This window comes from Streptomyces flaveolus, assembly GCF_044765825.1.
In the GTDB taxonomy this organism is placed as follows: Bacteria; Actinomycetota; Actinomycetes; order Streptomycetales; family Streptomycetaceae; genus Streptomyces; species Streptomyces flaveolus.
Map to the genome: position 1 here is coordinate 328527 of NZ_JBIWKU010000004.1, position 11754 is coordinate 340280.

Annotated in this window: 7 protein-coding genes; 4 read left to right on the top strand and 3 right to left on the bottom strand. The window is 68.3% G+C overall.

Going from position 1 to position 11754, the window contains the following annotated elements:
- Nucleotides 1-7: 7 nt before the first annotated feature.
- The 4 genes from ACIRG6_RS14705 (at nucleotide 8) to ACIRG6_RS14720 (ending at nucleotide 7962) form a co-directional block, all read left to right on the top strand.
- Nucleotides 8-2173 carry an AIPR family protein gene (locus ACIRG6_RS14705; RefSeq protein ID WP_403322803.1) on the top strand — a complete coding sequence of 722 codons (2166 nt, stop codon included), beginning with the start codon at nucleotides 8-10 and terminating at the stop codon, nucleotides 2171-2173.
- Nucleotides 2174-2245: 72 nt separating this feature from the next.
- Nucleotides 2246-4405: a UvrD-helicase domain-containing protein gene (locus ACIRG6_RS14710; protein ID WP_403322805.1), complete on the top strand. Its 2160-nt coding sequence runs from the start codon at nucleotides 2246-2248 to the stop codon at nucleotides 4403-4405.
- 258 nt (nucleotides 4406-4663) lie between these two features.
- Nucleotides 4664-6559 carry an ATP-dependent nuclease gene (locus ACIRG6_RS14715; RefSeq protein ID WP_403322808.1) on the top strand — a complete coding sequence of 632 codons (1896 nt, stop codon included), beginning with the start codon at nucleotides 4664-4666 and terminating at the stop codon, nucleotides 6557-6559.
- A 74-nt stretch (nucleotides 6560-6633) separates the two neighbouring features.
- Nucleotides 6634-7962 carry a hypothetical protein gene (locus tag ACIRG6_RS14720; RefSeq protein ID WP_403322810.1) on the top strand — a complete coding sequence of 443 codons (1329 nt, stop codon included), beginning with the start codon at nucleotides 6634-6636 and terminating at the stop codon, nucleotides 7960-7962.
- A 71-nt stretch (nucleotides 7963-8033) separates the two neighbouring features.
- Here the strand turns inward: ACIRG6_RS14720 and ACIRG6_RS14725 are convergent, their stop codons facing one another.
- The 3 genes from ACIRG6_RS14725 to ACIRG6_RS14735 all read right to left on the bottom strand — a co-directional run bounded on the left by ACIRG6_RS14725 (nucleotide 8034) and on the right by ACIRG6_RS14735 (nucleotide 11639).
- Complete coding sequence (locus ACIRG6_RS14725) at nucleotides 8034-8981, bottom strand: alpha/beta hydrolase (protein WP_403323135.1); 948 nt, start codon at nucleotides 8979-8981, stop codon at nucleotides 8034-8036.
- Between the two features lie 114 nt (nucleotides 8982-9095).
- A complete protein-coding gene (locus ACIRG6_RS14730) occupies nucleotides 9096-10727 on the bottom strand; it encodes a phosphodiester glycosidase family protein (protein ID WP_403322812.1) in 1632 nt (543 codons plus the stop codon).
- A 126-nt stretch (nucleotides 10728-10853) separates the two neighbouring features.
- The gene (locus ACIRG6_RS14735; RefSeq protein ID WP_403322813.1) at nucleotides 10854-11639 is read right to left on the bottom strand and encodes an SAM-dependent methyltransferase; all 786 of its coding nucleotides are present in this window, start codon (nucleotides 11637-11639) and stop codon (nucleotides 10854-10856) included.
- Between the last annotated feature and the right edge of the window lie 115 nt (nucleotides 11640-11754).

The following is an 11754-nucleotide window of genomic DNA, read 5'->3' on the forward strand; positions in this document are numbered from 1 at the left end:
TCAAATCATGAGTGCGGTGCAAGTTGAGGACGGCGCTCCCAGCGTGGCCACGCAGGTACGCCAGGTCGGCGGGGCCCTGAAGACGGTGTACGGCAGTCTGCTGGACGTCAGCGATTTGGAGGGCATGCCTGCCCGTGAGCAGGAGCCGCGACTGCTGTCGCGAGCGCTGACTGCCCAGGCTGTACGCATGGTTACTGGGTTCAGCCCGCAGGAGGCAGCCCGGAGCGTCATCGACGGGCACGCGGACCAGGGTATTGACGCCATCGCTGTAGTGGACGGCCCTCAGCCGCACGTATACCTGGTGCAAGGAAAATGGAGCCCTGAAGGGCGGGCCGCAGCTGACCGCAAGGCAGTACTGGAGCTTTTCGCCGGCCTGCGTCTCATCGACGATGAGGAGTTCGCCCCATTCAATCCACGGGGGCGCCAGCTGGCTGAGCACGCCAAAACGGTCATGGATCGAGGGCCCGTACCCGTGACCCAGGTCATCGTCTTGATGCGCCCGGACTCTCCTGGTGTCGGCTTCCAAGACGCTCTGGCCAACGGCGAGAAAGAGTTCAACCGCTACGGCGACATCCTCGACCACCGGATCATTCTGGCGCCCGAAGTGTGGACCTCAGTCCGGAAGGACCTCACCCCGCAGCCGGTCCAACTCACCGCCACGCTCTTCCCCTGGTTTGCGATTAGCTCTCCTTACGAGTCTTACCAGGGCGTCGTCATGGCAGAAGAGGTCGCTGAGTGGGCCGCAAGCGGTTCCGATCTGTTCAACTTGAACATCCGCAACCCACTCGGGCGGACTCCGATCAACAACGCACTCATCGAGACACTGAACGACGAGCCGTCCCACTTCTGGTACTTCAACAACGGCATCACCGTGCTGTGCGACTCGGTCGAGAAAGCCCAGCAGAACAGGCGTGCTCCGCAGCACTACCCGCTCACCCTCACTCTGCACAACGCCAGTGTCGTGAACGGCGCACAGACCGTCCGGTCAGTAGCTGAGGCACTGTCCTCCGACGAGGATGCTGCGGCACAGGCACAAATCGGCGTACGCATCATCGTGACAGGCGCTGCCAAAGATTTCGCGAGGGCAACGACAAAAGCCACAAACCGCCAGAACAGCGTTGGCGCACGTGACTTCATTGCCCTCGATCCTGTTCAGGCGGCCATCCTTGAGGAAATGCGGGCCGAACTCGGCCTGGACTACAGCGTGCGACGCAGCGAACTGGAGCCACCCGAAGAAACCGGCTGCTCCGTGGTCGAGGCCGCCTGCGCACTCGCGTGTGCCCACAAGGACAGCCAGTACGCGGCCCGCATGGGGGTTTCACTCGACGTACTGTGGGAGAAAGGGGCACAAGGCATCTACGACCTGCTCTTCAGACCGCAGCCAGGCGCGTACCTCCTGTGGAACGCCGTACAAGTTCTGCGCGAGGTCCGCCGCACTCTCTATGGACTGCGTAGCCGCTACGAAGGGCGTGGTGCGGCGCTGACCGAGCACGGGGTCTTCTTGATCGCCCACCTCGTCTTCCGGCTACTGGACACCGAAGCCATTGATGAGCCGGACCCCGGACTGGAGTGGTCCAAGGAGGCCACGACGAAGACCGGCCCCCTCGTCAAGCAGCTGCTACCCATCGTGGCCGCATCCATCGACGAGCTCTTCAAGGAGCGTTCACAGATCCGCGCCGTGTGCTCTGATGTCGTGCGGTGTCGTGAGCTCACTGAACACGTCCTTGACATCATCGCTAACGGCGAGAGTGCCAAGACACCGGACAAGTACCGTCGGGCCCAGGCACAACGCAAGCGCCGCCGCCCCAATGCGGTCTCCGTGCTCGTCGACAAGCAGGTTCTCGACAATGGGGACCCATTGACCCTCAAAGCCGGGTATCCCTTGGAGGAGGAGGCGCTGCGAGACTGGCTCACCGAGGACGAGCGACGTTCGCGGGCAACTTGGGTCAACCACCGAACCAAGCCGCTTCTCTGGGCAGCCGACGGCAAGCAGTACTCTCCTTCCGGGCTGATCACCCGAATGTGGGAACTCGCGGAGTGGGAGAAGCGCCCCGTGGCCAATCAAGGAACGGCCAGGTGGGCAATCGCGACAGGCGAAACCCTCGCGGATCTCGCGTGGCGTGCTCTGGATGAACTCGAGGAGTCAACCGACGACGAGTCCAACCGTGCCTGACATACGAACAGAACAGGCACGACTGATTAGCAATTGGATTCTGTTGAAACGCATCTGAGAGAAAATAAAGTAATGCCGCAGCTCGCCTTCGACATCGGTTTCTTCGCCGAACTCCCCAAGCTCCAGCCCCCCGTCAGGAAGGGCGTCCTCGAGGCCTGGGAGAAGTTCGACCGGCTCACCCTGGACCAGCTCTTCAAGGATCAGGGTCTGAAGCTGGAGAGCCTGGTGAAGGCGAAGGACAAGCAGATCCGGACGATCCGCATCGACCAGTTCTGGCGCGGTGTGGTGCTCGCGCCGCCCTCCGGGGACACCTTCGTCCTGCTGCGAGTGATGCCGCACGACAAGGCCATCTCCTGGGCGATGAAGCAGAAGGCCAGCATCAACGAGGTGACGCGGGCCGTCGAGATCCGGGACGCGGCGACCCTGGAGGAGATCACACCGGCCTATGAGCGGGTGGCCGAGGCGTCGCCGAAGCCGCGGCTGTTCGCGAAGTTCTCCGACGGGGACCTGAAGGCGCTCGGCATCGACGACGAGACGCTGCGGCAGGCGCGGTCGCTGGTAGACCAGGAGCAGCTGGACATCTTCGCGCCGCTGCTGCCGCAGGACCAGCGGGAGGTGCTGCAGTACCTCGCCGCGGGATGCACAGTGGAGGAGGTCTGGCGGGACATCGTGGCGCCGGCGCTGCAGGCGTCCACGCAGCCGGTGGACCCGCGGGACTACGAGACCGCGATCCAGCACACCCTGGCGCGCATCGCGCTGGTGTCGGCCCCCGAGGAGATGCGGGACATCCTGGAGAAGCCCTTCGCGGCCTGGCGGGTCTTCCTGCACCCGTCGCAGCGGAAGGTGGCCTACCGGGCCTCGTACTCGGGGCCGGCCCAGGTCACCGGCGGGCCGGGCACGGGCAAGACGGTCGTCGCGCTGCACCGGGTCAAGCACCTGCTCGGGCACCTGCGCGACGGTGACCGCATCCTGCTGACGACGTACACCAACGCACTCGTCAACGCGCTCCGCTCAGGCCTGGAGTCCCTGGTGGACGATCCCGGGCTGCGCGAACGGGTGGACATCTCGACGGTGGACGGATTCGCCAGCCGCGTCGTCGCGGAGGCGCCGGGCGCGGTGCCGCTGCGGCCGCTGATGAGCAACGAGGAGGTAAGCCGCTGGGGCAAGGCCGCCAAGGCGACCGGGTTCACCGGCAGCGCGCAGTTCCTCGCGCAGGAATACCGGCACGTCGTCCTGGCGCAGGGCATCAGCACCCTGGTCGAGTACGAGGCGGCGGACCGGCGGGGCCGCGGCAGCCGGCTGACCGCGGCGGAGCGGCCGCTGGTGTGGGAGACGGTGGAGCGCTTCACGGCCGACCTCGCGGCGGACGGGTGCCGCACCTGGCTGCAGACGTGCGCGGAGGCGGCCCGGCTGCTGGAGGAGACGGGGCCGCGGTACCGGCACGTCGTGGTGGACGAGGCGCAGGACCTGCACCCGGCACAGTGGCGTCTGCTGCGCGCGGCCGTCCCCGCCCGCCCGGACGACCTGTTCATCGCGGGTGATCCGCACCAGCGCATCTACGACTCGAAGGTGTCGCTGAAGTCGCTCGGCATCAAGGTGGCCGGACGGTCGGTGAAGCTGCGCAAGAACTACCGCAGCACGCAAGAGATCCTGCGCTGGTCCACGGCGCTGCTCATCGGCCGCCCGATCGCCCAACTGGAGGACGAGAACCGCAACGAGACCCTGCTCGGCTACCGTTCCGCCCTCCACGGCGACGGACCCGCCGTGCACGCGGCGAAGTCCGAAGAGGCGGAACTAGACGCGCTGGTCACCCAGGTGCGGGCGTGGCTGGACGCGGGCGTCGGCGCCGGGGAGATCGGGGTCAGCGCCCGGTTCAACAAGACGTGCGCGAAAGCGATCGCGCGTCTGAAGGACGCCGGAGTACCCGCGGTGACGCTGCGCTCCGCCGAAGCCGCCTCGGGTGAGATGACGAGCGTACGGGTCGGCACCATGCACTCGTTCAAGGGCCTGGAGTTCCGCTGCGTCGCGGTCATCGGCGTCAATGATGAGGCGCTGCCGTTCCCGAAGGCCGTGACTCCTCCTGAGGTGGATACCAAGCAGCACGAGGCGGACATGCTGTCCGAACGCTGCCTGCTGTTCGTCGCCTGCACGCGCGCACGGGACAGTCTCTCCGTGTCCTGGTCGGGCCAACCGAGCACCTTCCTGCCCGAGGTCGGCGTCACCACAGCCTGATCCCCCCAGCACTGCACACTCGCCAGTGCGCGGCTGCTCACACCCACGACAGGTCTGGAATCTCCACACACATACAATGTTCGATTGGCAGCGCTTTCACCAACATGGTTGAGTTCCCATGCTTCCGGTGGTGCCGGGGAGGCGCCACCGGAAGCAGCTGTCCCTCACGCCTGGGCAGATGCGAAATGTCTTGATTTCACGACCTGTTGGACGCCTCGCCGTCCCGGGCGTGCCGCACCGCCACACCTCGGGAAAACCATGAAGATCAAGCGTGTTCACGTCGAGAACTTCTGCTGCCTGCGCAGCCTCGGCGTCTCCTTCGACTCCATCACCTCGCTCATCGGCCCGACGGGCGTCGGCAAATCCACCGTCCTGCGTGCCCTCGACTGGTTCTTTAACGGGGAGAAGGGCGGGACCCTCAGCCAGGAGGACGTCCACTCGGCGGCGGAGACCAAACGGATCCGCGTGGAGGTCGAGTTCGACGGCCTCACCGCTTCGGACCGGGCCGCCCTCGGTCACTACGCACCCGACGGACTGGAAACCCTGAGCATCTGGCGCACCTGGGAGAATGGAGAGGACCGGATCACGGGCAAGGCCCTGGCTTACCCGCCCTTCGAGCGGATCCGGGAGGGTGCCGGCAGCCGGGAGAAGACGGCCGCGTACAAGACCTTACGCGAGCAGGACCCGGCACTCGGCCTGCCCGCCGTCCGCAGTTGGGACGCCGCCGAAGCGGAGATGCGTTCCTGGGAGGCGAAGAACCGGGACCGGCTCGCCGAGGCCGAGGTGGAGGGCACGCACTTCTTCGGCTTCGCCGGCCAGGGACTGCTCGGCAAGCTGATCGACTTCGTCTTCATCTCGGCCGATCTGCGGGCCTACGAGGAGACCGACGACAACAAGGCGTCCGTGGTAGGGCGGATCCTCGAGCACGCGGTCGACCGCTCGGAGGCGGAAGCCCAGTTCACGGCCATCGACGAGGACGCCCAGGCAGCCCGCGAGAAGGTCCACAAGGAGATCTACGAGCCGGTGCTCGCGAGGCTGTCCGGTGCCCTGTCCACAGAGGTCGGCCGTTTCACCACCGGCCGGGCCGTCGTCGTCACCCCGACGGCCCAGGTACCCAAGCGGGCCAGGACCGCGTTCGCGGTCAGCATCCGTGACGGGGCGGCTCTGACACCGGTGCGCCGCCAGGGGCACGGATTCCAGCGCGCGCTGATCATCGCGGCGCTCAGGTACCTCTCGGAGTGCCGCCGCCCCGAGAACGGCACGCGCTCCCTGTGCCTGGCGATCGAGGAGCCCGAACTGTTCCAGCACCCGGCGCAGACGCGGGTTTTCGCGCAGGTGCTGCGCAGCCTGGTCGCGTCGGCCGAGGACCAGACCCAGGTGATGTACGCGACACACAGCCCGGTGTTCGTCGACCCGAGCGACTACCAGCAGGTCCGCAGGCTGTACCGGGTCGGCGGCGGCGAGCATCCGGAAGTGTGCCTGCGCGCTCTCACCGAAACGGAGCTGCGGCAGTCCCTCGACGGCCACGTGCCGGTGAAGTCCATCGCACGGCGAGGGGCCACGAGGTACGTCAAGGAGCTTGCCGAGGCACTGTTCGCCGATGTCGCCGTCCTGGTCGAGGGCGCCACGGACGAGAGCGTCCTCCTGGCCTTCGCCGAGCGTCAGGGTTTCAGCCTCGGCGCGGAAGGCATCTGCGTGGTGAACGCCGAGGGCAAGGGCAACATGATCCTCTGCCACGCCATCCTCACCGGGTTCGGCGTAGCCTGCCACCTCGTCTTCGACGCGGACACGGGGCCGAGGAAGGTAGCCGACGCGGACACCGAGAAGAAGGCAGCGAGCATCCGGGAGTCCGTCGCGAAGAACACGAAGATCCTCGGCTATCTGGGGATCACCGCCGAAGCCAGCCCCGCGAGCGTGAGCGAGGCGACCCACACCCTCTTCGAGGACGACCTCGACACCTACCTCAAAGACGAATGGCCCGCTTGGAACGCCCGCCGCCAGGAGCTGATCGCGCAGGGCGATGGTTACGTAGACGGCAAGCACGGACCGACGTACGCCGAGGCCGCACGCACAGCCGGCGGTGAACCGAAGCTGCTGCACGCGCTGCTGGAGAACGTGAGGGCCATGGCAGGGCAGCCGACGCCCAGCACCTAGCGAGCATCCACGAGGTTCATGCCATTCCTGTCGGAAGCCGACCGTAGGCTGTCGCTGGAGAAAAAGGGGAGACGATGACTGACGATCGCAAGGGAACCGTTCCGGTGTGGACGCTGGCAACCGGTGATGTCCGGGTGCCCGCATTGGCTGGAGACGAGCCGATGACGTCTGGGCGCCTGGCTGAACTGCGCAGTGTGCTGGCCAGCTTGGCCGAAGGCCCGATCGCCACTCTCGAAGCGCATCCGCTGCCCGACCGAATCGACCGCGACCGCGGCATCCCGCTCGACGCTGCGAGTCCGTTGGCCCAGCACCTGTCGCAGCTCATCACGCAATCAGCGCGAAGTTCCTCCGCGTCAGCGTCAGCGTCGGCGGCGACGGCTGTCGGCGAAGGCCTGTATCGCATGGTGATTCCGGCGAAGGTCGCCGCCCAGTTCGGTCAGGGCATCATTCGCCCAATGGCGGCGAAGGGGGCGGCTGGTTGCCTCCGCGGTGCGCTTGTCGACACATCGGGGAAGATCGCGGGCGCCGCGAAGTTCGTGCCGGTCGGTCAAGCGGCAACGGCGGGCGCGGTCGGCGGAGCCGGTGCGACGGCCGGCGTGGCGGTCGGCGGCAGTGCGGTGCTCACCGTGGCAGCGCCGCTCGTCCTCATGGCCGTAGCGGTGGGAGTGAGCGCGCATGCCGACGGCAAGCGTCAGCAGGCGATCGAGCACATCACAGAACTGCTGGAGCAACTGCAGGAGAAGGAGCTCGAACAAGAGCAGAGCGCACTCGACGGCTGCCGCGACGCCATCAACAAGGCCACAGCGATTCTCCTCGACCAGGGCAAGCCCGGTGTCTCGCTGGGTCTGGACTCGGCAGTGCACGCCATCAACTCGGCGCTGGGCGCCGTCGATCGCCGCCTTGCCAAGTGGCAGAGCGCACTCGACAAGCTGCCGGAGGGCCAAGCCGTCGATCTCGGCACGCTGACCAAGTCGTTCCCCGGCATCGACGACCATGGCGGCGTCTTCCGTGCCCACCTCGAACTCGCGACCCTGGCGATTGCGTTGAAGCGGCGGGTCGTCGTCCTGCAGGCCGTTGAGCACGCCCAGACCGACCCCGGCAACCTGTTCGAGAACTTCACCCGCGCACTCAAGAGCGATCAGGAGCGTCTCGACGAACTCGAGTCGAGCATCGCCAATGTCTTGGTCCGCCTGTCGTCGCTGGAACTGGCCCGGCCCAGCGGATCGCGACGGCCCGTCTTCACGACCGCGGAGGTCGACCGTCTGATGCGCGCTGCACACCGGATTCGTCAGCTGGGCGATGGAGTCGTGGTCGACAATCGCGCGACAGACGTGGCGATCGAGATCGCCCGCGACGAGGACGGATCGGTGATCGTGTTTCCGGCATTGCCCGCTTCGGCGTAGGGCCCGGACAAGCCGGCAGTGGATGATCTGTTCGGGGCAATCATCCACTGCGGCGCGGAGGGACAGGACGGCTACCTGCGAGCGCCTTGGAGGCCCAAGGCGCTCAGCAGCATCGGCAGCGACGCGTGCAGCTCCCGCTCCCAATACGCCCACCCGTGGGTCCCCGGCCCGTAGAAGTTGGTCGTCAGGTGCCGCGCTCCCACCCTCCGCAGCTCCCCCGCCAGGGCCTGGTTCTGGCGGTTGAAGTCCGCCTCCAGGGCGCTCGTCGCGCCCGGGGCGTCCAGGGGGCCCGTCGTGCCGTCGCCGCAGGACAGGTACACCGGGATGGAGCGGAGCCGTTTCGCCAGGTAGTACGGGTCGTGGGCCTCCCAGATGCCGCGTTGTGCGACCGGGTCGCCCCAGACGCGCAACGGGTCGTTGCCCTGGCCGGCGAAGAAGCCCATGATGCGGTCGATCGACTCGGTGTTGAGGAGCGGGTGGGCGGAGCCGGAGTACGCGGCCGTCGCCTTGAACATGCCGGGGTGGCGGGCGGCGTAGAGGAGGGCTCCCTGGCCGCCCATCGACAGGCCGGCCACGACGCGGTCGGTGCCGGCGCCCCAGTCGTGCTCCAGGAGGTGGCGCAGTTCCACCGTGTGGAAGGTCTCCCACGCGGGGTCGCCGCCCTGGCCGTGGTTCCACCAGTCGCTGTACCAGCCGTTCCAGCCGGCCTCCGGCATCACGACGAGGACGTCGCGGAGTTCGGCGGTCTCCGCGACGTCGGTCATCCGGGTCCACGACGTGTAGTCGCCGCAGCAGCCGTGGAGGAGCCACAGGGTCGGCCAGTGCTGTCGGCGTCCGGCGTCCGGGTTCCAGCCGTCGGGGGTCAGGAGGCGGACCTTGACCGTCCGGCCGCCCAGGGCGGTGGAGCGTACCGACAGGTCGACCTGCCGGTCCGCGACCTGGGTGACCGCGACGACCTCCGCACCGTGTGGGGAGGGGGCACGGGACGCCGCCAGTGCCGGTGCCGTCGGGAGCAACATGGCGAGCACGGCGGTGAGGACGAGCAGGACGCGGGATCGGAGAGTCGGGGCGGTGGTCGTGGTCACGGCGGCTCCCTGCTGTGCGGTTCGTGAAAACAGTGCAACCGGGCTGGTTCAGTGCTTGCGGGGCAGGATCATCAGCGCGTCGCCGACCGGGCGTTCGCCGGTCGCGTCGGACGGGGCGTTGATGACCTTGCCGTCGGTCACCATCGTCGTCGAGCCGCCGCCGTCCAGGTTGACCGCGTCGCGCAGTCCTAGGGACTTGGCGACCTCGGCGCTCTCCACGATGCTCAGGCCGAGCGCTTCCGTGCTGCGTCCGTCGGACGTGATCAGTACGGTGCGGCCGGCCGCGTCCACTCCGGCCAGGGTGCGCGGGTTGCGCTTGTGCACCCAGCCGTAGTACCAGCTCGGGTCGCCCGGGTGCACCATTCCGTCGGTGGCCGGTGTGACGTGGAGCCGTCCGTCGCGGACCAGTTCGGGGCCGGCGTTGACGATGTCGGTGCCGGGGGCCGGGGAGACGCGCTTGCCCCGGTCGTCCAGCAGGGTCGTCGTCCGGGTCAGGCGGGCACCCGGCTGGGCCAGGGCCGTCAGTTCCGCTACCCGGTCACCCGTCGCCTGGAGCGAGCTGCCGCCCGTCGGGAGCGGTCCCCCGCGCGGTGAGCGCAGCTCGACGACCCGGTCGTGCGCGTCCAGGACCGCCTCCAGGCCCTCGCCGGACGGGGTCTGCCGGCCGTACTCGGCGGTGAAGGCGACGAGTTCGTTCGCGTTGGTGCAGGTCACGTCGTGCAGCGGGAGGGACGTCGGCTGGTCGCCCTCGCTGCCGCCGCAGTTTCTGATCAGGCCCGGTACGCGGTTGACGCCGTTCAGGGTGAGCGTGGTGCCGCGGGCCGTGATCCGTCCCTGCCACGTGTAGCGGGCGACCTCCGTACGTCTGCCGTTGTCGTGGAGGACCAGGCCGGGGCGGCCGCTCACCGGTTCGCTGAGCAGGCGTCCGTCGTAGACGCCCACTCCGGCGGGGTCGCCGGGCGCGCCCGCTTTCGGGTCGAGGACGAAGAAGCCGGCGTTGACGGCCGCCGTCGCGCCGGCCGCGTTCGACAGCGCGCTGGTGGTCTCGCGGTTCTCCAGGTCGGGTCCGTAGGAGGCCTCGAGGCCGCCGCGGAAGGTGTGCGGGTCGATGGTGAGCACGTCGATGTGCCAGGGGCCGCGGTCCGTGGCCTCGCCGTCCCAGCCGGTGAAGACGGCGGATCCGGTGTATCCGGCGGCCCTCAGGCGGGTGCGTTCGGTCGTCGCGGCGGACTGTGAGGTGAACGTTCCGACGCGGACGCGCCAGCCGAGGGTGCCGCCTGTGTAGTCGGCCGTCCTCGCCGTCGTCACCTGCTCGACGCGGGCCGGGAAGCCGTTCCGGGTGAGTGCCGCGGCCAGTTCGTCGGCGCTCGCCTTGTCCTTCAGGGCGGTCGGCGGCGCGTCGGGGTCCGGGGAGGTTTCTCCGCCGGGGATGGAGACCTCGACCGTCCAGTGCAGGAACGGGTCGTCGTCACCGCGCACGATGCGGGTGAGGGTGACGCCCGGCTGGAGGGTGGTCGTGGTGCGGGTCTCGGGGAGGCCGGCGGGTCCCAGCGGAAGTACCTGCCGGGCCGGCGGTGGATATCCGCGAGGGTGCGGGGATGCCTCGGCGGCCGGTGGGAGTGCGGTCAGGGCGGTCAGGACGCCGAGAGCGGCAGCAGTGGCACACAGTCTCTTCTTCATCTGTCCCGCCTCGCGCCGACCACGGAAACCGACCGACCCATGCTGCGCACAAGTATCGGCGGGTTCCGGCTCACGTCAAGGTGGCCCGGTGGGCGTGGGCCCGCCCCCTCGTACGGCTCGCGCCGGTCAGGGGACCCGCGCCACGCCCACGTAGAAGCCGCTGCGTTCCTGGACCGGTGCCGGTTCCTCCCGGTACCACTCGGTGGCGGACACCAGGCCGGGGGCGACGAGTTCCAGCCCGGCGAAGAAGGGTTCGACCTCGCTCCGGGTGCGCATCCGCAGCGGGATGGCGCCCTTCTTGTACGCCGCCTCGGTCTCCTGCTTCAGCTCCGGGTGCTGGTCGGCGGTGCCGTGCGAGAGGAGCAGGTAGCTGCCGGAGGGGAGGGCCTCCACGAGGGTGCTCACGACGCCGTACGGGTCCTCGTCGTCGGGCAGGAAGTGCAGGAGCGCGATCAGGGAGAGGGCGATCGGACGGTCGAAGTCCAGTACCTCACGCGCTCGTTCGACGATCGTTTCGGGTTGCCTCACGTCCGCGTGGAGGAAGTGCGTGGCGCCCTCCGGGGTGCTGGTCAGCAGCGCTTCCGCGTGTCTGAGGACGATCGGGTCGTTGTCCGCGTAGACGATCCGGGCGTCCGGCCTGATCCCCTGCACGATCTGGTGGAGGTTGGGTTCGGTGGGGATTCCGCTGCCGATGTCCAGGAACTGGCCGGCGCCGTTCTTCGCCAGCCAGGCCGCCGCGCGGTGCATGAACGCGCGGTTGCGGGCCGCGTTGCCCCGTGCCTCCGCCGGGAGGGTCTCGCCGACCTGCTGGTCGACGGGGTAGTTGTCCTTGCCGCCCAGCAGCCAGTCGTAGACGCGCGCCGGGTGTGGCTTGCTCGTGTCGATGACGGGTCTGGGTACACCGGCGGTCACAGGACACTCCTCCGTACGCGGCACGGCACCTTCGGAGCGTCACCCTATCCGGATCCGGCGCAGGGCACCGGGTGTTGTCGGTGGTCGCCGACAGGTCCGGAACGGCCGGGGCCCG

Bases quoted from the DNA above. Each gene is read 5' to 3' on its own strand.
- ACIRG6_RS14705 (WP_403322803.1), top strand. From the start codon at position 8: ATGAGTGCGGTGCAAGTTGAGGACGGCGCTCCCAGCGTGGCCACGCAG.
- ACIRG6_RS14710 (WP_403322805.1), top strand. From the start codon at position 2,246: ATGCCGCAGCTCGCCTTCGACATCGGTTTCTTCGCCGAACTCCCCAAG.
- ACIRG6_RS14715 (WP_403322808.1), top strand. From the start codon at position 4,664: ATGAAGATCAAGCGTGTTCACGTCGAGAACTTCTGCTGCCTGCGCAGC.
- ACIRG6_RS14720 (WP_403322810.1), top strand. From the start codon at position 6,634: ATGACTGACGATCGCAAGGGAACCGTTCCGGTGTGGACGCTGGCAACC.
- ACIRG6_RS14725 (WP_403323135.1), bottom strand. From the start codon at position 8,981: ATGTTGCTCCCGACGGCACCGGCACTGGCGGCGTCCCGTGCCCCCTCC.
- ACIRG6_RS14730 (WP_403322812.1), bottom strand. From the start codon at position 10,727: ATGAAGAAGAGACTGTGTGCCACTGCTGCCGCTCTCGGCGTCCTGACC.